Genomic DNA, 20942 nt, shown 5'->3' on the forward strand with positions numbered 1-20942 from the left:
CTATCGCCCCTCCTGGTCGCTGTCCGGGACCCGCGTCGCCCGCATCGGCAGCCGCTCCGTCCGCGGTCGTTCGGTCCCGTTCGGCCGGGCCGGCCGCTCGCCGCGGCCGCGCAGCGCGTGGGCCCGCCCGTCCCACAGCGTGCCGTCGGTCCGGTCCCGTGGATCGGGGTCGATCAGCACCACACCGATCACCGTGACGCGCTGGTCGGCAAGGTGCCGGGCCACGGTGTGCAGCCAGGCGGCACTGCCGTGCCCGGCCCGGACGACGAGCACCGTACGGCCGCCGAGGTGCGGCAGATCGGTCCACGCCGTGCCCGGCGCCACCGAGCCGACGCAGAGCCGGCGCTCCTGCTCCGGCCGGGCCGTGGCGGCGTCCTCGCCGCCGATCACGGTCGGGTCTCCCGGCTTCGGGCGGCGCCGGGCGAGCGGGAGGCCGGGCAGGGCGTCGACGACGACCACCGACTCCTGTCCGTCCCGCGCCACCAGTGCCGCCGCGAGGTCGAGGGCGATGACGCCCGCGCTGCGCGCACACCCCAGTTCCAGCAGCGACACCGGTTCCTCGGAGCCGCGCACGGTGCGGGCCAGGGACGTGGTGAGCCGTGAGCGCGCCGCGCGGATCCGACGGCGCCGCCAGAGCCTGGGCGATCCGCGGCGGGGCAGCTCCGCGACGACCGAGGCCCCGAGGTGCGCCGCGATCTCCCGGCGCAGCACCGGGCGGTCCGCCACCAGGGAGCCGACCGCGGCCACCACGAGCCCGAGGACCAGCCCGAGGACGAGTCCGATCCCGGCGTTGGTGGCAGCGGTCCTGGGCAGGGAGTGCCGTACCGCGCGAGGGGCGTCCACGATCTGTGTGCCGGAGACGATCCCGGGTGTACCGGTACGTGCCTCCGCGGCCCGCTGGTCGAAGTCGGCGACACGTGAACTGAGTTCGGCCCGGCGGGCGAAGAGCGATTCGAGGCTCGCCGACGCCTTCGGGTCGCTCTCCGGTGACCGGTCCCCGATCGCCTTGTTGACCTCGGCGAGTTCGTCCCGCGTGCGCTCCCGCTGCTCGAGCAGGGCTTTGGACTCGGCGGCCGCGGTCTCGCGCATCCGACGGACATGGTCCGCGACGAACGCGTCCGCCAGCGCCTCGGCCCGGGCCACGGCCTGGGCGTCGCTGTCGCCGGACACGGTGATCTCGAGCAGGTTGTTGGTGAGGCCGGTGCCCCGGTAGTCCGCCATGAAGTCCTCCGGTTTCTCCGGGGACTTGAGGGACTTCAGGGCCGCCTCGGCGATCCGCGTCGTCCTCAGCAGCTCGACGTCGGTGCGGATCAGCGTTCCGGTGTCGTTCGGCTGGTCCTCCTTGTGCGCGACCAGCACCTTCGTCACCGCGGTCGGGGGTGGCGGCAGCAGGACCGCGAGCGCCCCGCCGGCCACCAGCCCCAGCATCGCCAGGGAGCACCACAGACGGCGGCGCCTGCGTACGGCCACCACCAGCGGCTGCAGATCCAGCAGCGGAGCGGCGGCCGGAGAGTCCGCTGTCCTGTCCGTCGTCACGCCGAACCTCCCCTCGCGTCGTCGCCGACCGCGACCGCCGGCGCCCGGTGGCGCGGAGGGCCCGCGGCCGCCCGGCCCCGGGGGGCCAGGACGGGGGTGGCGACGACGACACCCACGACCTCGTGCCCGGCGTCCGCACAGGCCTCGGCGATGCCGGCCAGCTCGCCCGCGGTCCGGCTGCCCGCGCCGAGCACGACCAGGGCACCGGACTCGGCGTCGCGATCAGGCACCATCGGCCGGTCCACCGAGACCTCCGCCACCCGCAGCAGCGCATCGCCCCCGGCCTCCGCGACGAGTTGCCGCGCGGCCCGACGGGCGGTCTCGTCGCCGTCCGGAACGACCACCAGCAGCCGCCGGGGGGCCGGCAGCCGGTCCCGGAGACGGGCGCACACCCGCCGGTAGCGGATCCGCCGGCCCTCCTCGTCGCCGGATGCGGGCGGGGGCGGCGTGTCCCACGGCGTGTCGATGCCCAGCAGGCCGCTGATCCGGGCTCCTCGGCCACGGCCGTCCGGTCGAGGCGCCGGCCGCTCACCGGGTACGTCGACGGTACCCAGCAGCGCGGAGCCGAGCGCCCCGGCGATCTCCTGACCGGAGCGCGGCCGGCGATTCCTGCGTGCGGTGACGAGATGCCCGACGATCGCGAGCACGAGGAACAGCAGCGCCCCGCCCGCGATCAGGTGCACCCGCGTCGGCGGGGCCTCGCCGGTCGGCCGGGCCGCCGGCCCCATGACGACCAGGTTGGCCTTGCCCGTCGCCCCGTCTGCCTGCTCCAGCTTGTTCATGGCGTCCGCCAGCGTGGTACGCAGCTTCGCCAGTTCGGTGCGGGCCTGCACGCTCTCCACGGTCCGCCCGGGGTCGGCCGAGTCGGCCAGATCGGTGATGCGGCGGTTGGTGCGCACGACCTGCTGCCGCAGCGCCTCGGACTCCGTGGCCGCGTCGGAACCGGTGTTGTCGCCCGCGATCCGCGCGGCGAAGGAGACGAACTGCTGTGCCACCTCGTCGGAGAGCCGCTGCGCGCGCCCGGGGCTGTCGGCCGTACCCGAGATCTTGATGATGTTCCCGTCGGTGGCCTCGGCGCCCACCTGCTCCCGCAGGCCGATGCCGTCCACGCCGTTCCAGTGGAGCGCGGCGGCCGCGCGGTCGACCACCTCCGAACTGGTCGCGATCTTCGCCTGGGTCAGCAGCTCGCGCTGCTCCCACTGCCCGGGCAGGAGGACGGATGCCGACGTCGTGTATCTCGGCGGGAACAGCAGGGAGGCGCCGTAACCGACGAGTGCGCCCACCACGGCGAGGACGGCGAAGAGCCGCCGACGCCTGCGCAGCATCCGCCCGATCGTGACCAGACGTATGGTGTCATCGCTCAACGGTGCGGCTCCCGCCCTGTACTGACGTGCCGGCCGGCGGCACCGGAGTGCGGCCGTCGCAGGCGGCGGCGTAGGCGGCGAGCAGCGACCGCTGGGAGTTCCGCCAGGAGAGCTCTCCGCCGATCCGCTCCTGGCCGAGCTTGCCCATCTGCTCCCGCCGCTCCGGGTCGTCGAGGAGCAGCGCGATGAGCCCGGCGAACTCGGCCTCGTCGTTGGCGGGCGCGTAGACGGCCGCGTCGCCCGCGGAGACCCTCGCCTCCCGGAGGTCGAACGAGACGATCGGCCGGCCCATCACCATGTACTCCAGGACCTTGTTCATCGTCGACACGTCGTTGAGCGGATTGCGCGGGTCGGGGGAGAGGCACACGTCCGCGGTCGACAGGTAGCGCACCAGGTCGGCGTCCGGAATGCGCCCGGTGAACTGCACCTGATCCGCGAGCCCGAGCCGTCGGGACAGCTCCACCATCTCGTCGAAGGTGTCACCGGCGCCGACGAACACCGCGTGCCAGTCGGTCCGCCCGAGGTCGTCGCGCAGCCTCGCGAGGGCCCGCAAGGCGTAGTCGACGCCGTCCTGCGGGCCCATGACGCCGAGGTAGCAGAGCAGATGAGGCTTGCCTCGCTTCAACTCCGGCTCGGGCGGGACCGGGTGGAACCGGTCGACGTCGGGAGCGCTGCGGACCACGAAGACGTCCGCCGGACGCCGGCCGCCACGGCGCACCGCGACGTCCCGGTAGCTCTCGTTCGTGGCGATCACGACGTCCGCGGCCCGGTAAGTGAGCCGCTCCAGGGCGCGCACACCGCGGTAGAGCAGGTCCTCACCGCGGCCGAACCGGGACAGGTACAGCTCGGGAACCAGGTCGTGCTGGTCGAAGACGAACCGCGCGCCGCGCCGCTTCATCCACAACGCGGGCAGGAACAGCAGGTCGGGCGGGTTGCAGGCGTGGACCACGTGGACCGGGCCGACCTTCCGGGCCAGCCGGACCGTGTGCCACAACGCCGCTCCGTACTCCCGCAGATAGCCGGCCGGTCCTCCGGTGGCCGCGCGCAACGGGTAGCGGTGGATCCGCACCCCGTCGATCTCCGCCTCCGGCTCCGTGTCCCGCTTCGTTCCCCGGGGACAGATGACGTGCACCGTCCAGCCCGCGTCGCGCAGCGTCGTGCACTCCTGCCAGACCCGCCGGTCGAACGGGACCGACAGGTTCTCGACCAGGATCAGCGCGCGCCGTTCCGGCCCGGCACCGCCCTTCGCGTCATTCGACGCCGTGTCACCAAGCAAGGCCCATGTACCCCGGTTCGGCCCGGCGCGCCTCGGCGTCGGGAAGGTGGACGAGATCGACGATCACGGGGCCGCCGGCGCCACGGGGCAGCGCCGACAGCACGGCCGGGTCCCTGGTCCCGACGACGCACACCTCGGCGTGGTCGAGTACCTCCTCGACGGAGTCCGCGAGCAGCTGCGCGAGGTGCGGCAGCCGCGTCTCGATGTACTCGCGGTTCGCGCCGAGCAGCCGGGACAGGCTCACGTTGGCGTCGTAGATCCGCAGGTCGTACCCCTTGCCGAAGAGCCGCTCCGCCAGCTCGACCAGCGGGCTCTCGCGGAGGTCGTCGGTGCCGGGCTTGAAGGACAGCCCGAGCAGGCCCGCCCGGCGTTTGCCGGTGCGCTCGACCAGCTCCACCGCGCGCTGCAGATGGTCGGAGTTGGAGGGCAGCACGTGGGAGAGGATGGGCACCGAGACGTCGGCCCGCTGCGCCGCGTGGACCAGGCTGCGCAGGTCCTTGGGCAGGCACGAACCACCGAAGGCGAAGCCGGGCCGCAGATAGGCGGGGCTGATGTTCAGCTTGCGGTCGGCCAGGAACACGTCCATCACCTGGTGCGAGTCCACGCCCAGCGCCTGACACACCGCGCCCAGCTCGTTCGCGAAGCCGATCTTGAGGCCGTGGAACGCGTTGTCGGCGTACTTGATCGCCTCCGCCGTCGGGATCGGCACCCGGAACACCTCGCCGGGCAGGCCGTAGTACAGCTCCATCACCGCCTCGCCGCTGGCGGGATCCAGCTCGCCGATGACGGTCTTCGGCGGGTCGAAGAAGTCCCGCACGCTCGTGCCCTCGCGCAGGAACTCCGGGTTGACCGCGACCCCGATGTCCACGCCGGCCGTGCCGCCGACGGCCTTCTCCAGGATCGGCACCAGCAGGTTGAGGCAGGTGCCGGGGAGCATGGTGCTGCGGAACACGACGGTGTGCCGCCCGCCGCGCTCACCGCGGGCCGCCAGCGCGGCGCCGATCTGCTCGGTGACCCGCTCCAAGTAGGTCGTGCACAGGCTGCCGTTGGGCTCCGACGGGGTGCCCACGCAGACCAGCGACACCTCGCTGTTCATGACCGCCTCGTGGACGTCGACGGTGGCGCGTAACGCGCCGGTCCCCGTGACCTCGGCGATCAGCTCGCCGATCCGCTCCTCGACCACCGGGGCCTTGCCGTCGTTGACCAGGTCGACCTTCACCTGGTTCACGTCCACCCCGATGACCTCGTGGCCGATTTCGGCCAGGCACGCGGCCGACACACAGCCCACGTAGCCGAGCCCGAAAACGCTGACTCTCATGACGCGTTCCTCCCCCCAGGCAGGCCCACCGGGCCTGCGGTCCCTGCGCCGGCCGGACCACGGCTCCGGCGCATCAGTAGGCCCCCTGGCCGTAGAACACCGCACGCAGCGTCTTCCACAAGATCACTGTGTCCAGGGCGAGCGACCAGTCCTCCACGTACCGCAGGTCCAGCCGGACCGCCTCGTCCCACGACAGGTCGCTGCGTCCGCTGATCTGCCACAGGCCGGTGAGCCCGGGCTTGACCAGCAGCCGCCGCCGGATGTCCGGTCCGTAGGCGGCGGACTCCTCCGGCAACGGGGGCCGCGGGCCGACGAGCGACATCGATCCGGTCAACACGTTGAAGAGCTGCGGCAGTTCGTCGAGCGAGTACCGGCGCAGCACCGCACCGACCCGGGTCACCCGCGGGTCCCGGCGGAGCTTGAACAGCAGGCCGGCGCCCTCGTTGCGATCGGCCAGCGCCGCACGCGCCCGGTCCGCCCCGGCGACCATGGTGCGGAACTTCAGGATGGTGAACTCGCGGCCGTCCTTGCCGACCCTGCGCTGGCGGTAGAAGGCCCCGCCCCGGCTGTCGACCAGCACGAGCAGCCCCACGAGCACCATCAGCGGCGCGAACAGCACCAGCAGGACCGCCGCGCCGGCCCGGTCGACGATCCCCTTGATCGCGCGGCGGCCACCCGTGAAGGTCGGCATGCTGACCCGCAGTAAGGGGATGCCGAGCACCGCGTCGATGTGCAGCCGCGGTCCGGCCACCTCCATCAGCACGGGTGCCACGACCATCTCGGTGTCGCTGCCTTCAAGGTTCCAGGCCAGTCGCTGGAGCCGGTCCGGCGACCAGTGCGGGTCCGGTGTGACGGCGACGACACGGTAGCCGTCGCGGTGGACGTGGCCCGCGACGTCCGAGAGCCGGCCGACGACCGGCACTCCGTCCAGTCGGTCGTCGTGCCCCTGACCGTTCGTCCCCAAACCGTCCGTCGTGCACACCGCGTCGACCCGCCAGCCGAGATGCGGGAATCTTCGGGTCCGCGTGATCAGGTCGCGCACGGTGGCGGGACTCCCGGCGGCGAGCACCGGTATCAGGCACCGCCCGTCCTTCCGCTGCCGGTGCAGCCACAGCCGCAGCACGTACCGCGCGGTCATGGTGACCAGCGCGATCGCGGGAATGGCGACGAAGATCCAGAGTTTGATGTTGCGCGAGGTGAGGGCGATCCCGCCGAGCGCCAGTACGACGGTCGCCATGAACAGTGAGCGCCCGAGCCGGCGGAATTCCTCGGCACCCTGGCCGAGCACCCCCGGGGCCCACGACCGGCTCACCGCGAGCGCGCCCAGCACCAGCAGTTCGGTGCCGAAGGCGAGAATTCCCCACTTCTCGTGCCAGTTGGCCGCGTCCCGGGCCCCGAAGAAGTTACCGATCGCGGCTACGACGACGGCGGTCGCCACCGTATCGGTGGTGATCACGGTACGGCGATATCGCTGCTCCCAGTCGACCGCGGGCCGGCCGACCGCCCCGTTCGCCAGGCTTCCGCCCGCAGCCGGAAAAGGGCTGACTATTCCCCCTTGCCGCACAGAACCCCCCAGGTCCCCAGTGATTCGACGTGTTCGCCCAACACTGTTTTGCTCTGCCGGGAGGCCCCCGCCTTCCGTGCCGATGCGGCAATGCAGAGCTACTTGAAGCAGAGCTACTGGAATTCGAGGCGCGCCGGTACCCGCCGAAACCTTGGGTGCTCCCCTCACCCAAGCGCCCTTTCGGGCTCCAGAAATTGATCATCCCCATGGCCGGCACGGATGCCGCAGGGTGCAACGCTGACCTGCCGCAGTGCCGGACCTATAGATCATTACTGGTCGCCTCGTGTCGAAGCACGGTCAATGTAGACCATCGTGGCCCGGTGTGAAGAGGGGATGTGTGTAATTTGTGTTCAACCTTTGAGGTTACCTTCATTAATCGGTCACGCTTTGCGGCGCTCCCGATGTCGCCCGGACTCCGGCGACGGCCTTGATCGAATTTGCGATACTGCTCACCCCCGAGCTCTGACCGTCAGTCATGGAACCGGTGCTGAGCTGCGGGTCTTGTGCCGTGTGATCGTCCGCGCTCATGGCCCGCGACTTTGCACGCGGTTGCCCGATCGCGCCGGCCCGGCCGGCGAAGAGCGCTCTCCGGCGGAGATCGCCCGCCCGCCGTGGAGGGGCATCGGGATCAACATCGGCTGGATTGCGGCGGGGTGGGGCCTCGGTCGTCGCTGGAGTGCGGGCGGGGGAGGTCGCCGCGGCTCCAAACCGGCGCGCGGTGGCGTGGACTCGGCCGACGGTGATCCCGGGCGCCGTTGGCCGGCCCGTGGAACTGGACAGGCTCTCCCCAACCGGGTGAGTCAGGGGGCTTGAGATGGCCAGTGGGTTTCAGCGGGCGAAGGTCGGGGCGATGTTCGAGGCGTTCGACGCCGACGGCAACGGCCTTCTGGAGGAGGCGGACTTCGCGGCGCTCGTGGAGCGGTGGCGCCTGCTGCCGCGCGTCGCCGCCGCTCCGGAGCTGACGGAGCGGGTGCGGGGCGTGCTCATGGGGTGGTGGCACCAGCTGTCGGCCCTCGCCGCCGAGGAGGGGGGAGGCGCGGGGCAGGTCGACATGGACATCCTGATGGCGATGGTGGACCGGCTGCCGTCGATGCCCGAGGCCGTCACGGCCACGGCCGACACCATCTTCGACGCCGTGGACGAGAACGGTGACGGACGCATCTCCCGCGCCGAGCATCAGCGGCTCATCGACACCTGGCACGGGCGCGGCACGGCGACGGGGGACGTGTTCGACCGTCTCGACCAGGACGGCGACGGCTACCTCGGCCGGCCGGAGTTCGCGCTGCTGTGGCTGCAGTTCTGGATCAGCGACGACCCGGCCGAGCCCGGCAACGTGATGTGCGGTCCACTGGCCCCGGCCGCCTGACGCCGCGGGCGCCGACACGGGAGTACGGTGTCGGCGCGCCGGCCGCCGGGAGCGCCCCGGCGGTCGTGGGCAGTGACCGGCCGCCGCGGCTCCCGTTCATGCCCGCCGCAGCGCGGAGCCGCCCGCGAAGCGTGCTGCGGATCCCAACTCCTCCTCAATGCGGATGAGTTGGTTGTACTTCGCCGTCCGGTCGGAGCGGGAGAGCGATCCGGTCTTGATCTGACCGCAGCCGGTCGCCACCGCGAGATCCGCGATCGTCGTGTCCTCCGTCTCGCCCGAGCGGTGCGACATGACGGCCGTCCAGCCCGCCTGGTGGGCCGTGGCCACGGCGGCCTGCGCCTCCGTCAGGGTCCCGATCTGGTTGACCTTGACCAGGACGGAGTTGCCGACGCCGGTGCGGATCCCCTCGCGCAGCAGCGTCTCGTTGGTGCAGAACACGTCGTCGCCGGTGAGCTGGCAGCGGTCACCGACGCGGGCGGTCAGCTCGCGCCACCCGTCCAGGTCGTTCTCCGCCATCGGGTCCTCGATGGAGACGACCGGGTAGGCGTCGATGAGCCTGGCCAGGTAGTCGGCCTGCTCCGAGGGGGTGCGCCGCACTCCCTCGCCCGTGTAGTCGTACACCCCGTCGTGGAAGAACTCCGACGACGCCGGGTCCATGACCAGGCCGATGTCCGTGCCGGGTCGGTAGCCGGTGCGTTCGATGGCGGCCATCACGAAGTCGAGCGCCTCCTCGGCCGTGCGCAGGTCCGGTGCGAAGCCGCCCTCGTCGCCGACGCCCGTGGAGTGCCCGGCGGTCAGCAGATCGCGGCGCAGGGTGTGGAAGACCTCGCTGCCCATGCGGACGGCCTCGGCGAAGGTGTCCGCGCCCACCGGCGCGATCATGAACTCCTGGAAGTCCAGCGGATTGTCGGCGTGGGCACCGCCGTTGACGATGTTCATCATGGGCAGCGGCAGGAGGTGTGCGTCGGCCCCGCCCAGGTAGCGGTAGAGGGGCCGGCGCCGGGCTGCCGCGGCGGCCTTGGCGGTGGCGAGGGAGACCCCGAGGATCGCGTTGGCCCCGAGCCGGGACTTCGTGGCCGTCCCGTCGAGGGTGATCAGCGCGCCGTCGAGCCCCGCCTGGTCCGCCGCGTCCCGGCCGCGCACGGCTGCCGCGATGTCGCCGTTGACGTGGGCCACGGCGCGGTCGACGCCCTTGCCGTGCCAGCGCGCGGAGTCTCCGTCACGCAGCTCGACGGCCTCCCGGGCACCCGTCGAGGCCCCGGAGGGGACAGCCGCGCGCCCCAGGGACCCGTCCTCCAGGACGACATCGACCTCGACCGTGGGATTGCCTCGGCTGTCGATGATCCGGCGGGCGGTGACGGTCTCGATGACGGCCGCGACGTCTTCGGCTGCCTGTGCGGACATGGGAGGTCCTTCCCGTTGTCGTGTGCCGTGGCCCCGGCTGCGACAACGCTGGCGCTGAGCCCGACAGCACAGACACTACAGCAATGCTGAACAGTCTTGCTGTTCAGTTCTGCTGCGCAGCTCTGCTGTGCAGTCCCGCCGTGCGGGTTCTTCTGCTGTGCAGCTCAGGTGCACAGCAATGCTGGTCAGCGGGATAAAGTGCCGTATGCCCACCTCGGAAGCCGCCGCCATCGCCGCCGAACTGCGCACCGCGATGGGAAAGCTGACCAGACGCGTCAGGCACGAGGACCGCATTCCGCTGGGTCAGATCGCCGTCCTGGGCTCACTCGACCGAGCCGGGGCCATGACCACCAGCGATCTCGCCGCGGACCAACGCGTCCGCCCCCAGTCGATGGCCCGGGCGGTGGGTCTGCTCATGGAGAAGGACCTCGTCACCCGCCGCGCGCACCCCACCGACGGCCGCAAGACCCTGGTGGAGCTGTCGGACGCGGGCCGGGCCGCGCTCGAAGCGGAACGCAACCGCAGGGCCGGCTGGCTCGCCCAGGCCATCGACGCCGGCCTCGACGACGAGGAACGGGCGCTGCTGGCCCGGAGCACCGCGCTGCTGGAGCGGCTCGCGGACTACTAGGGCGGCTATGGAAAGTCGACCCCGCCCTGGTCAGGCTGGGTTCGCGTGCTCACCGGCCAGGAACGGACGCAGCAGCCTGAGCAGTTCGCGCGGGCGATGCAGCGGAATGATGTGGCCGCAGTCCTCGATGACGTGTCCGGTGAGGTCGTCGGTGAACGGTCGGAGCTGGCGTTCCAGCGAGGCACCGACGGGCCGGGCGCCCACCGCCATCGTCGGCGCTTTCAGGCGGGCGGTGGCGACCGCCCGCTCGATCTGTGCGGCGCTCTCGGGCAGTGCCCGGTAGTACGCGAACGCGCGGCTCAACGCCGGGCGGCCGGTGTATGCGCGGACGAAGGCGTCCCGAAGCTCGGGGCGCACCCCGTCGCCGAGCGTGCCGGCGCGCAGAAACCAGTCGACGTAGTCGGCCTCGTGGCCCTGCAGCACGGTCTCGGCGAGGCCGGGCGCGGCGGAATGGAAGCCGAACCACCACGGCGGCCCGTCGGCGAGGAAGTCCTCGGCGCCGGGCAGCGTCCCCAGCAGGGACTCCATCACGACCAGGCGCCGGACGAGCCCGGGGCGACGCAGGGTCAGGAGGAAGGCCAGCGCAGCACCCGCGTCGATGCCCACCACCGCGGCCGGGGAAACGCCGAGCGAGGTGAGCAGCGCCGCCGCGTCCTCGGCCAGGGTGCCCGCGTCGTACCCGGAGGCGGCGGGGCTGCTCGCGCCGAACCCGCGCAGGTCCGGCGCGATGACGCGGTAGCGGCCGGACAGATCGGCCATGACGTCCGTCCACAGCTCCCAGGTGTGCGGGAAGCCGTGCAGCAGCAGTACGGCCGGGCCCGATCCGGCGAGAGCGACGTTCAGTTCGACACCGTTGACGGGGACGCGCCGCAGTTCGGGCATGGACAGGCTCCAGGTGTGTGGTGAGGAATGGTGACCTGGTCACGCTAGGGAACTATCCTGGTCCGTCCAAGACGGCACTTTCCCTTCAGGTGGTGAGCCCTGAGTGACCACATCGAGGCCCGGCGAACCCGCCCGGCGGCCCGGTGAGCGGGGTGATCTGCTGGATCCGCGCTGCCCGGCCCGCCAGTTGCTCGACCGTATCGGCACCAAGTGGACGTCGATGGCGGTCAAGGTGCTGGCCGAGGAGGCTCCGGACGAGCTGCGTTTCGCTGAACTGCGGCGCCGTATCCCCGGCATCTCACAGAAGATGCTGTCCGTCACCTTGAAGAGCCTGGTCCGCGACGGCCTGGTCGCACGGCGCGTGGAACCCACCGTGCCGCCCGCCGTCCACTACCGGCTCACCGAACTCGGCCTGTCCCTCGAAGGACCGCTCTCCGCGCTGCGGGTCTGGGCCGAGACACACATGCCGGAAATCGACCGCAGCAACCAGCTCGCCGACGAGTCGCCCCCGGGCTGGATCGCGGGCATGCCCAGGACCACACCACCAGGAGGAACCGGTGTCATACCCGCACCTGCTCACCCCCGAGGAGCAGCTGGCCCGGGCGAAGAAGCTGCTGAGCCTCCCTCGCATCGTCGCGATCTGCGGCTCCACCCGCTTCATGACCGAGATGAACGAGGCCGATCTGCGGGAGACCAGAGCCGGAAGGATCGTCGTCAAACCCGGCTGTGACATGAAGTCGCCGCACGAACTCTGGTCCGACCCCGTCGAGGCCGAGGCGCTGAAGGTGCGACTCGACGATCTGCACCGGGCGAAGATCCGGCTCGCCGACGAGGTGCTCGTCGTCGGCGGCTACATCGGAGACAGCACCCGAGCCGAAATCGCCTACGCCCGGTCACTGGGCAAGCCCGTGCGCTTCACACACCCCGACGTCGATCCCGACGCCTGACCGTCTCGCGGTGGCTCCGTCCGCCGCCCACGCCGCCGGTCAGCGGGTGCCCGGCCTGGGCCGGGGCACCCGCTCCGTGCGACACCGTCAGACGGCCCCGCGCACGCGTTCGCCGACCCGCTCCTGCGAACCGAGAGCCCGCAGTATCTCCTCGACGCTCTGCTTGGCGTCGCCGAAGAGCATGCCGCTGTTCTCCCGGAAGAACAGCGGGTTCTGCACGCCCGCGTAGCCGGAGGCCATCGAGCGCTTGAAGACGATGACGTTCTCCGCCTCCCAGACCCGTAGCACCGGCATGCCCGCGATCGGGCTCGACGGGTCCTCGGTCGCGGAGGGGTTGACCGTGTCGTTCGCCCCGATGACCAGCACCACCGACGTGTCCGCGAAGTCGTCGTTGATCTCGTCCATCTCCAGGACGATGTCGTACGGCACCTTCGCCTCGGCCAGGAGCACGTTCATGTGCCCGGGCAGTCGCCCCGCGACGGGGTGGACGCCGAACCGGACCTCGATGCCGCGCTCGCGCAGCCGCCGTGTCAGCTCCGCGACCGGATGCTGGGCCTGCGCCACGGCCATGCCGTAGCCGGGAGTGATCACCACCGACCGCGCCCCCGCGAGCAGCCCGGCCGCCTCGTGCGCCCGGATCTCGCGGTGCTCGCCCTGCTCCTCGGCACCGCTGGGCGGGGCCTCCATGCCGAAACCGCCCGCGATGACGGAGAGGAAGGAACGGTTCATCGCCTGACACATGATGTAGCTCAGATACGCACCCGAGGCTCCGACCAGGGCCCCGGTGACGATGAGCAGGTTGTTGTCGAGCAGGAAGCCGGCGGCCGCCGCGGCCCACCCGGAGTAGCTGTTGAGCATGGAGACGACGACGGGCATGTCGCCACCGCCGATCGAGGCCACCAGGTGCCAGCCCAGGGCGAGCGCCAGGACCGTGACCGTCACCATCAGAGGCAGGTTCGGACTGACGGTGAACCAGACCGTGAGCGCGGCGAACAGGGCCAGCGCGCCCAGGTTGAGGGCGTTCTTGCCGGGCAGCGTCAGGGGCCGGGACTTGATCCGGGCGGACAGCTTCAGGTACGCGACGACGGAACCGGTGAAGGTGACCGCGCCGATGAAGACGCCGATGAACACCTCGGCGTGGTGGATGCGGATCAGATCGGCGGCGATCAGGTTCTGCGAGCCGTGGGCCTCGACCTCCAGGTAGCTGTTCCAGCCGACCAGGACGGCCGCGAGGCCGACGAAGCTGTGCAGTACCGCGATCAGCTCCGGCATCTGCGTCATCTCCACGCGCCGCGCCTGCCACAGGCCGATCGCGGCGCCGATCACCGTGGCGAGCAGGATCAGCACGATCGGACCGGCGGAGACGCTCTGTGCCGAGACGACGATGGTGGCGGTCAGGGCCAGCGCCATCCCCGCGATGCCGTAGACGACGCCGGCGCGTGAGGTGCGGTGCTGGGACAGGCCGGCCAGGCTGAGCACGAACAGCAGGGCCGCCACCAGGTCGGCCGCGCGGGAGGCGGTCATGGACGTCATCAGGACTCGCCTCTCGAGAACATGGACAGCATGCGTCGGGTGACGGCGAAACCTCCGAAGATGTTCACGCTCGTCAGCAGGATCGCCACGAAGGACAGCACGGTGACGAGCGCGCTCTCGTGCCCGACCTGCAACAGGGCACCGATCACCACGATCCCCGAAATGGCGTTGGTCACCGACATCAGCGGTGTGTGCAGGGAGTGGTGCACCTTGCCGATGACGTAGTAGCCGATGACCACCGCGAGCGCGAACACCGTCAGGTTCTCGGCGAGTTGTGCCGGCGCGAAGGCGATCAGGAGGAACGTGACCGCCATCCCGAGGCCGATCAGCCCGAAGCGCCCGGCCGGGGTGAGCCGGGACTTCCTCGCGGGCACGGGCGCTGCCGGCGACGCCGCGGGCTCCGCCGCGGCCGGGGCGGCCGAGACGGCGACCGGTGGGGGAGGCCAGGTGACCGCGCCCGCGCGCACCACGGTCACGGCTCGCTGCACCACGTCGTCGAAGTCGACGGCGAACCGCCCGTCCTTGCCGGGGGTGGCCAGGGCGAGCAGGTTGACCAGGTTGGTGCCGAACAACTGGGAGGCCTGGGCCGGGAGCCGGGACGCCAGGTCCGTGTAGCCGATGAGGGTCACGCCGTTGTCGGTCACCACGGTCCGGCCCGCGACGGTGCCTTCCACGTTGCCGCCCTGCGCGGCGGCCATGTCGACGACGACGCTGCCGGGTCTCATCGCCGCCACGTCCGCGGCGGTCAGCAGTCGCGGCGCCGGCCGCCCGGGGATCAGGGCGGTGGTGATGACGATGTCCACGTCCCTGGCCTGCTCGTGGTAGAGCTCGGCCGCGGCCCGGTCGTAGTCGGTGGAGGTCGCCCTGGCGTAGCCGTCGGTACTCGCCTCCTGGGAGGCGTCCACCGCCAGGTACTCGCCGCCCAGGGAGCGCACCTGATCGGCGACCTCGGGGCGCGGGTCGGTGGCCCGCACGACCGCGCCGAGGCTGGACGCGGCCCCGATGGCGGCGAGGCCGGCGACCCCGGCCCCGGCGACGAGGACCTTCGCGGGCGGTACCTTGCCCGCCGCGGTGACCTGCCCGGTGAAGAAGCGTCCGAAGGCGTGCGCCGCCTCGATCACCGCACGGTATCCGGCGATGTTCGCCATGGAACTGAGGACGTCCATCGACTGGGCCCGCGAGATGCGCGGCACCGCGTCGAGGGCGAGCACCGTGACGTCCCGCGCGGCCAGCGCCTCCAGCAGGTCCGGGCGCTGTGCCGGCGCGATGAGCGCCACCAGCGCCGCACCCTCGCGCAGTTCGGCGACCTCCTCGCCCGACGGCGGGTTGACCTTCAGTACGACGTCGGCGGCCCAGGCCTCGCCGATACTGGCCCCCGCCTCCGCGTAGGCGTCGTCGGCGAACCCGGAGGCCGAGCCGGCTCCCGACTCGACGACGACCTCGTAACCGAGGCCGAGGAGCGGGCGGACCGTGGCGGGCGTCGCGGCGACACGAGTCTCTCCCGGTATGGACTCGGCGACGACGCCGACGCGTTGCGGCGGATGGTGAGTGGCGTGGTGTCCAGTCATGTCCAGTCTCTCGTCGAGGCGTTGTTGCCGGTTCCGTACCCAGACGAGGGCGAGCGGGCACCGAAAACGTGATCCCGGTCCGGCGGTTCACCGGCCGACGAGGATGAGCGGCACCGATCTGGTCCAGGGAGGCGGGGAGACGTGCTCGACGTCCCAGTCGCGCAGCCGCTCGAGGACGTGGTTCGCCCGGCCCCCCCCGTGCGAGCGGTGCGTCAGGTCCCTTCGCCCGAGTCGGGTTCGGCCATCTTGCGGTGGGCCTCGGCCTTGAGCCTGTCGGGCAGCACCTTGTTCGCCAGTCCCTGTGCCTTGGTCCTGGCGGATCCCGCGGTGAGCTTGTCCTTGCCGGCGAAGAGCGCGTCCAGCCCCTGCCGCGCCACCTGCGCCGGGTCGTCCTTGTCCTGCCGGCCGACCGGGGTGTCGTCCATGCCGGCGCGGTGGAAGAAGTCGGTCTCGGTGGGGCCGGGCATCAGCGACGTCAGGGTGACGCCGGTGCCCTCGAACTCGTTCCCCAGGGCCTGGGTGAAGGACTGGAGGAACGACTTCGACGCGTTGTAGACCGCCTGGTGGGAGCCCGGCATCGTCGACGCGATGGAGGACGTGACGAGGACCCGTCCTTCGTCCCGGGCGGCCATGTCGCGCAGGACGAGCTTCGCCAGGTGGACGGTGGACCGGACGTTGAGGTCCACGATCTCGAGATCGTCCGCGAGGTCGGTGTCGACGAAGGCGCCGCCCCGCCCGACACCCGCGTTGAGCACGGCGACGTCGAGCGGGCGGCCGGTCGCGGTAACCGCGGCGTAGAGCGCCTCGGTCCGGTCGGGGAGCCGCAGGTCGGCGGGGACGGTGTGGACGACGGTCCCCGCCTCCCGGATGCGCCCTGCCGCCCGCTCGAGTCGGGCCTCGTCCTCGGCGTTGACGATCAGGTCGTGTCCCCGCTCGGCGAGCTGACTCGCGAGTTCGAGACCGATACCGCTGGAGGCGCCCGTGACCAGGGCGAAAGGCTTGACGTCGTTCATGGCCGCTTCCCGGGGGTGTGGGGTTCAGGAGGACGGCGGACAGACCGCGGTCCGGGCCCCGGCCGCGTGGTCGGAGCCGACGGCCGGGTTCCCCGCCTCGCGCTCCCGGAACGGGGCACCGCGGCCCGGTCCGCACCACGCCCGCGTCGACCTTGTCCGTGCGGGTAGTCGGGGTGGCATGAGCGAAACGGACCCGAGGAAGAACGTGCAGGACTGGGCCACCGGCGAGGAACCGGCGACCGGCCCGCAGCTGAGCTATCTCCGGACGCTGGCCCGCGAGGCGGGCGAAGAGGTCCCCGAGAACCTGACGAAGGCGGACGCGTCACGGATGATCGACCGCCTGCAGCAGGCCTCACCCAGGACTAAGGAGACGGGTCCGGGCGGCGCGCAGGCCACCTGACCTGCACCCCGGCCCGGCTGACCAGGAGCGGGGCCGGGCATGCGTGGACTACCGTTGGCGTGAGCCGGACTCAGCGGCCGGTGAGCCCGGACGAGTCGGGGAGGCGCGGGTGGCGAGCCCGGAGGACGAGGTGGTCGGCGACGCCGACCGGCTCCAGGCGGTGCGGGACACCGGCCTGACCGCGGTCGCGGACGCCGACATGGACCGCTTCGCCCGCCTGGTCTCCCGCATGCTCGGTGTGCCGGTGGCACTGGTGTCGATGCTGGAGGAGGCCCGCCAGGTCTTTCCCGGCATGGTCGGCCTCGGCGAACCGTGGGCGCGGACACGGCAGACCCCCCTCACCCACTCGTTGTGCCACCACGTCGTCGCGAGCCGTGAGCCCTTCACCGTGGCGGACACCCGCGCGGACGAGCGGACCGCGGCGAGCCCGGCGATCGACGACCTCGGGGTGCTCGGCTACGCGGGGGTGCCTTTGACGGACGACGTCGGGCGGGTACTGGGCTCGCTGTGCGCCATCGACAACCGGCCCCGGCGGTGGAGCGCCGAGGATCTGGCGGCGCTGCGGGACCTCGCGGCCGCGTGCAGCGCGGAGCTGCGCCTGCGCATCGCCTCCAGCCAGCGGGAGCTGGCGCGCCGGGGGGAGGCCCGGGCCCGTGAGCGGGCCGACGTGATGCAGCACGGGACCCGGACGGCACTCAAACGCTCGCAGCTGCTGCTGCGCGCCGCGGACGCGCTGGCGGACACCACCGGCCTGAGCGAGGTCCGCCAACGCGTCCGCGAACTGGTCAGCGGCGACCTCAAGCCCGACTACGTCGGCCTGGTCCTGGCCGAGCGGCGACGTATGCGCCGGCTCATCGACCGGACCGGCGTCGCACCCATGGAGTACTCCTACGAGACCTACTCGATCGACTCGGCCTGGCCCACCGCCCGGGCGGCGCGCGAAAAGCGCACCGTCATCGTGCACAGCCCCGAGGAGCTCGCCGACCAGTACGGGCCGGACGCGGTCGCCGCCTTCGGACAGCTCGGCCTGCACACGGCGGTGTGCGTGCCGCTGCCCGGCACGGTCAGCTCGCTCGGCACCCTCGTCCTCGGCTGGGCCCACCCCTACGAGATTGACGTGCTGGAGCAGGCAGTGCTGGCCTCGCTGGCCGGCTACACCGCCCGCGCCGTCGAACGCGCCCTCTTCGTCGACGACCGCGTCCACGTGGCCCACCAGCTCCAGGAGGCCATGCTCACCGACCTCCCCGCCGTCGACGGACTGGACAGCGCCGCCCTCTACCGCCCCGCCGCCCAGGCCGACATGGTCGGCGGCGACTGGTACGACCTGTACGTCCTGCCCTCGGCACCGGACCGCGAGGCAGACCCCGCAACGGTCGCGCTCACCATCGGCGACATCACCGGCCACGACATGCACGCCGCCACTCTCATGGGCCAGACCCGCAGCATGCTGCGCCAGGCGGACCTCGACCACCCCGGCAGGGACCCCGCCCACATCGTGCGGGCCCTGGAGCACGCCAACCGCGAACTGCTCGTCGGCTCCAGCGGCACACTCGTCCACACGCACCTGCGCCCGTGCCCGCCGCCCGACGCCGCGACCTGGGAGATGACCTGGACCAACGCCGGTCACCCCCCGCCCCTGCTGGCTCTCCCCGACGGCACCACCGAGCTGCTCCACGACCACGGTGCACTGATCCACCCCGGTCTCGACCCGTCCGGTCGTACCTCCCACCGGCGCGTCCTCGATCCCGGCACGCTGCTGCTGCTCTACACCGACGGCCTCGTGGAGCGCCGGGGCACGGACCTCGACGCGCTCACCGACCGGGCGGCCAGGATCCTGTCCACCCACCGGCGCGACGATCTCCCGGCGCTGCTGTCACACCTGGTCGACGCCGTCGCGGGAGCGAGCGCCCCGGACGACGTCGCCCTCCTCGCCGTGCGCGTCAAGGAGTGAGCGACGCAAGGCGCGGGCGACCTTCCGGCGGTGACCGGCGGTCCGGTGGACGCCGGTTTCCCCAGCCGGCCGCGGGGGACCCGTCCGGTCGGCCTCCACGACGGAGCGCGCCTCGATGTCGGGAGCCCTTCACGGCGGCTTGTCGCGCTGCCGTTCGCGACCGCGCGCCGTTTTGCCCCGCTGCACGGTCCGCCCGGCCCTGCCGCTCTCGCGCCCGGTCTCCGGCGAGGCCTCCCGCGCAGCGCGCCCCGAGGTCCTCCCGACGACCTCACCGGCGCCGTCGCCCACCTCGCCAACCGCCTTCCCGGCGCTCTCGCCGACGCCCCGGACCGCGTTCCCGGCACCTTCCGCCAGCTCTCCCGCGGCCCGGCCGGCGCCGCTGCCCAGGCTCTCGGCCGCGGCATCGAGGCCGGACGTCAGCTGCTCGAGGATCTGCGGATGGGCGTCGACGGTGGACAGGACCCTGCCGACCATCTCGGCGACGTTGTCCAGCCGGACCTTGAGCAGGGCCTGCGCCTGGACGCCCTTGATGTCGAGCTCCACGCGGCCGAGCGAGACGTCGGCCCCGACGTTCAGCTTGAGGAGGTCGAGCACCTCCGCGTTCAAGGACACCCTGGCCTGCAGGTTTTCCACGTGCAGGCTGATCTCCTCGACGTGGAGCTCCGGCACGTCGAGGAGCACGTCCGGCTCACCGTCGCGGCCGGCACCGGTCTCCGCCTCCTCGTCGTCCCACTCCTGCTCGTACGTCTCGTTCTCGGCGTCGTCGCGGTCCGGCATAAGACCCCTCAAATCGCATATGTGTCTCTTTTCATACTGCATCACCCGTACGTCGGAGCGCAGAGGGAGCGGTCACGACGTCCCGGTGCCCGAGTCCACGGTGATGTCCGGCGCGGACGGGAGGGCGTGGAGCGGCAGTCCCGTCAGGTCTGCCGCCGGCTCGGTGTTCCGAAGGGTGTCGCCGAGCCACTCGCACATCAGCACGGTCGCGTCGTCCTGCAAATGCCCGTCGTGGTAGTCGAGGACGGCCTGCATGAGGCGGCGCAGCGTCTCCGGGACCGGCAGGCCGTCGGCGTGGTGGCGGATGAGGAAGTCGGTGAAGCGCTCCACGCCGAACTCGCTGTCGTCGTGGCTCCGGGCGTCGGTGATGCCGTCGGTGTAGAGGACGACGCGGTCACCCGGCTGGAGCTGTTCCCGGCAGACGGTGCTGGACAGGTTCAGGTCGGTGCCCATGGGGTGGGCCGGCGGGCACTGCAGGTGACTGAACCAGCGGTTGCCGCGGATGACGATGGGTGGGTGATGGCCGCGGTTGACCCAGCTCAGCACCCCCGTGCGGGTGTCGAGGGTGGCGAGGATGCCGGTGACGTACCGGCGGTGCCCGTACTGCTCGACGAGGGCGGCCTCCACCGCGGCGCCCTTGGCGGCCAGACCGGCGCCCTGACGGCGGGCGTTGCGGCAGGCTCCCAGCGCCAGGGCTCCGCACAGGCCCGCCGCGTTGTCGTGGCCCATGGCGTCGAACAGCGTCAGGTGCACCAGTGGCCCGTCGAGGGCGTACTCGTAGACGTCGCCGCTGATCTGGTAAGTCGGCTCCATCACCGCGGAGATGACGACCCGCCCGTCGGCGTAGGTGCGCGGCGGCATCAGGTTCCACGCCATCTCCGCCGCGATGTTCAGCGGCTCGGTCCGCATCAGCCGGGCCAGCGTGTCGCTGGAGGTGCGTTTGGTGGTGAGCAGCAGCGCCACGAGGGCCGCGAGACGGTCCGCGTCCTCCCGGGCGCGGGCGTCGTCGTGGGCCGAACGCAGCCGCAGCAGTCCGAGTCGCTCGGTACCGTCCACCAGGGGCACCCACCAGTCGGTGCCGGTCTCCTCCTGGGGCGCGGCGGAGGTGAGCCGTCCGCGCTGGTAGGCCCGCCCGGGCGCGGTGCCCTCGATCCGGATCTCCCGTTCGGCCCCGTGCGGCGGACCGTCCGGCCCGGCCAGCAGGTGCAGGCCCTGGTGCCCGAGGTCCGCGACATAGACGAGAACGTCGGTGAAGCCTGCGGCACGCGCGTGCGTGCGGACGGTGTTCGGCAACGCGTCGACCGGCATGAGGTGGCCGGCGTCCAGCAGGCCGGCGAGCATCGCCCGGGCCCCGGCGTCACGGTCCACGTCCACGGTCAGCTCCCTCCCGCTCGGCAGCCGCCCCCGCGTCACGT

The 20942-nt window shown here is 72.0% G+C and carries 17 protein-coding genes and 1 pseudogene; 6 read left to right on the forward strand and 12 right to left on the reverse strand.

Translation table 11 applies throughout. The features are described 5' to 3' along the window. From ACGF3J_RS24645 to ACGF3J_RS24665, 5 genes are all read right to left on the reverse strand, one after another. Window positions 1–1536 carry a Wzz/FepE/Etk N-terminal domain-containing protein gene (locus ACGF3J_RS24645; RefSeq protein WP_393854810.1) on the reverse strand — a complete coding sequence of 512 codons (1536 nt, stop codon included), beginning with the start codon at window positions 1534–1536 and terminating at the stop codon, window positions 1–3. Beyond that, complete coding sequence (locus ACGF3J_RS24650) at window positions 1533–2900, reverse strand: Wzz/FepE/Etk N-terminal domain-containing protein (RefSeq protein ID WP_393854811.1); 1368 nt, start codon at window positions 2898–2900, stop codon at window positions 1533–1535. Before ACGF3J_RS24650 ends, ACGF3J_RS24645 begins: the two co-directional genes overlap by 4 nt. Then, the gene (locus tag ACGF3J_RS24655; RefSeq protein ID WP_161331083.1) at window positions 2890–4176 is read right to left on the reverse strand and encodes a glycosyltransferase family 4 protein; all 1287 of its coding nucleotides are present in this window, start codon (window positions 4174–4176) and stop codon (window positions 2890–2892) included. Before ACGF3J_RS24655 ends, ACGF3J_RS24650 begins: the two co-directional genes overlap by 11 nt. Then, entirely contained in the window at window positions 4166–5494 is a 1329-nt protein-coding gene (locus ACGF3J_RS24660) for a nucleotide sugar dehydrogenase (protein WP_393854812.1), read from the reverse strand. The genes ACGF3J_RS24655 and ACGF3J_RS24660 overlap by 11 nt, the downstream gene beginning before the upstream one ends. A gap of 73 nt (window positions 5495–5567) precedes the next feature. Then, window positions 5568–7058 carry a sugar transferase gene (locus ACGF3J_RS24665; protein ID WP_393854813.1) on the reverse strand — a complete coding sequence of 497 codons (1491 nt, stop codon included), beginning with the start codon at window positions 7056–7058 and terminating at the stop codon, window positions 5568–5570. Between the two features lie 814 nt (window positions 7059–7872). Between ACGF3J_RS24665 and ACGF3J_RS24670 the strand changes: the two genes are divergently transcribed. Beyond that, entirely contained in the window at window positions 7873–8424 is a 552-nt protein-coding gene (locus tag ACGF3J_RS24670; protein WP_393854814.1) for an EF-hand domain-containing protein, read from the forward strand. A 96-nt stretch (window positions 8425–8520) separates the two neighbouring features. On the opposite strand, the gene eno is transcribed toward ACGF3J_RS24670, so the two are convergent. After that, window positions 8521–9828, reverse strand: a complete 1308-nt coding sequence (gene eno / locus ACGF3J_RS24675) for a phosphopyruvate hydratase (protein ID WP_393854815.1) — start codon at window positions 9826–9828, stop codon at window positions 8521–8523. 205 nt (window positions 9829–10033) lie between these two features. On the opposite strand from eno, the gene ACGF3J_RS24680 reads away from it, so the two are divergent. Next, a complete protein-coding gene (locus ACGF3J_RS24680; RefSeq protein ID WP_393854816.1) occupies window positions 10034–10456 on the forward strand; it encodes a MarR family winged helix-turn-helix transcriptional regulator in 423 nt (140 codons plus the stop codon). Between the two features lie 30 nt (window positions 10457–10486). Here ACGF3J_RS24680 and ACGF3J_RS24685 read toward each other — a convergent pair whose 3' ends face one another. Continuing rightward, a complete protein-coding gene (locus ACGF3J_RS24685; RefSeq protein ID WP_393854817.1) occupies window positions 10487–11338 on the reverse strand; it encodes an alpha/beta hydrolase in 852 nt (283 codons plus the stop codon). A 103-nt stretch (window positions 11339–11441) separates the two neighbouring features. On the opposite strand from ACGF3J_RS24685, the pseudogene ACGF3J_RS24690 reads away from it, so the two are divergent. Then, window positions 11442–11840: pseudogene (locus ACGF3J_RS24690) on the forward strand (winged helix-turn-helix transcriptional regulator); the annotation flags it as partial. 55 nt (window positions 11841–11895) lie between these two features. Continuing rightward, the gene (locus ACGF3J_RS24695; RefSeq protein ID WP_393854818.1) at window positions 11896–12285 is read left to right on the forward strand and encodes a hypothetical protein; all 390 of its coding nucleotides are present in this window, start codon (window positions 11896–11898) and stop codon (window positions 12283–12285) included. A gap of 87 nt (window positions 12286–12372) precedes the next feature. On the opposite strand, the gene pntB is transcribed toward ACGF3J_RS24695, so the two are convergent. The 3 genes from pntB to ACGF3J_RS24710 form a co-directional block, all read right to left on the reverse strand. Then, entirely contained in the window at window positions 12373–13818 is a 1446-nt protein-coding gene (gene pntB / locus ACGF3J_RS24700) for a Re/Si-specific NAD(P)(+) transhydrogenase subunit beta (protein WP_393854819.1), read from the reverse strand. After that, window positions 13818–15386: a Re/Si-specific NAD(P)(+) transhydrogenase subunit alpha gene (locus ACGF3J_RS24705; protein WP_393854820.1), complete on the reverse strand. Its 1569-nt coding sequence runs from the start codon at window positions 15384–15386 to the stop codon at window positions 13818–13820. Before ACGF3J_RS24705 ends, pntB begins: the two co-directional genes overlap by 1 nt. Before the next feature lie 212 nt (window positions 15387–15598). Beyond that, window positions 15599–16399 carry an SDR family NAD(P)-dependent oxidoreductase gene (locus tag ACGF3J_RS24710; protein ID WP_393854821.1) on the reverse strand — a complete coding sequence of 267 codons (801 nt, stop codon included), beginning with the start codon at window positions 16397–16399 and terminating at the stop codon, window positions 15599–15601. A 178-nt stretch (window positions 16400–16577) separates the two neighbouring features. On the opposite strand from ACGF3J_RS24710, the gene ACGF3J_RS24715 reads away from it, so the two are divergent. After that, the gene (locus tag ACGF3J_RS24715; RefSeq protein ID WP_393854822.1) at window positions 16578–16799 is read left to right on the forward strand and encodes a DUF3072 domain-containing protein; all 222 of its coding nucleotides are present in this window, start codon (window positions 16578–16580) and stop codon (window positions 16797–16799) included. Window positions 16800–16908: 109 nt separating this feature from the next. Beyond that, entirely contained in the window at window positions 16909–18750 is a 1842-nt protein-coding gene (locus tag ACGF3J_RS24720) for a GAF domain-containing SpoIIE family protein phosphatase (protein ID WP_393854823.1), read from the forward strand. Window positions 18751–18879: 129 nt separating this feature from the next. Here ACGF3J_RS24720 and ACGF3J_RS24725 read toward each other — a convergent pair whose 3' ends face one another. Both ACGF3J_RS24725 and ACGF3J_RS24730 read right to left on the reverse strand, forming a co-directional pair. Next, a complete protein-coding gene (locus tag ACGF3J_RS24725; protein WP_393854824.1) occupies window positions 18880–19527 on the reverse strand; it encodes a hypothetical protein in 648 nt (215 codons plus the stop codon). A gap of 72 nt (window positions 19528–19599) precedes the next feature. After that, window positions 19600–20868: a PP2C family protein-serine/threonine phosphatase gene (locus tag ACGF3J_RS24730; RefSeq protein WP_393854869.1), complete on the reverse strand. Its 1269-nt coding sequence runs from the start codon at window positions 20866–20868 to the stop codon at window positions 19600–19602. Between the last annotated feature and the right edge of the window lie 74 nt (window positions 20869–20942).

It is taken from the genome of Streptomyces sp. NPDC048171, from assembly GCF_043202655.1.
Classification (GTDB): Bacteria; Actinomycetota; Actinomycetes; order Streptomycetales; family Streptomycetaceae; genus Streptomyces.

Coding starts and splice junctions, on each gene's coding strand:
- ACGF3J_RS24685 (WP_393854817.1), bottom strand. CDS start 11,338: ATGCCCGAACTGCGGCGCGTCCCCGTCAACGGTGTCGAACTGAACGTC.
- ACGF3J_RS24705 (WP_393854820.1), bottom strand. CDS start 15,386: ATGACTGGACACCACGCCACTCACCATCCGCCGCAACGCGTCGGCGTC.
- ACGF3J_RS24725 (WP_393854824.1), bottom strand. CDS start 19,527: ATGCCGGACCGCGACGACGCCGAGAACGAGACGTACGAGCAGGAGTGG.
- pntB (WP_393854819.1), bottom strand. CDS start 13,818: ATGACGTCCATGACCGCCTCCCGCGCGGCCGACCTGGTGGCGGCCCTG.
- ACGF3J_RS24715 (WP_393854822.1), top strand. CDS start 16,578: ATGAGCGAAACGGACCCGAGGAAGAACGTGCAGGACTGGGCCACCGGC.
- ACGF3J_RS24670 (WP_393854814.1), top strand. CDS start 7,873: ATGGCCAGTGGGTTTCAGCGGGCGAAGGTCGGGGCGATGTTCGAGGCG.
- eno (WP_393854815.1), bottom strand. CDS start 9,828: ATGTCCGCACAGGCAGCCGAAGACGTCGCGGCCGTCATCGAGACCGTC.
- ACGF3J_RS24710 (WP_393854821.1), bottom strand. CDS start 16,399: ATGAACGACGTCAAGCCTTTCGCCCTGGTCACGGGCGCCTCCAGCGGT.
- ACGF3J_RS24660 (WP_393854812.1), bottom strand. CDS start 5,494: ATGAGAGTCAGCGTTTTCGGGCTCGGCTACGTGGGCTGTGTGTCGGCC.
- ACGF3J_RS24730 (WP_393854869.1), bottom strand. CDS start 20,868: ATGCTCGCCGGCCTGCTGGACGCCGGCCACCTCATGCCGGTCGACGCG.
- ACGF3J_RS24680 (WP_393854816.1), top strand. CDS start 10,034: ATGCCCACCTCGGAAGCCGCCGCCATCGCCGCCGAACTGCGCACCGCG.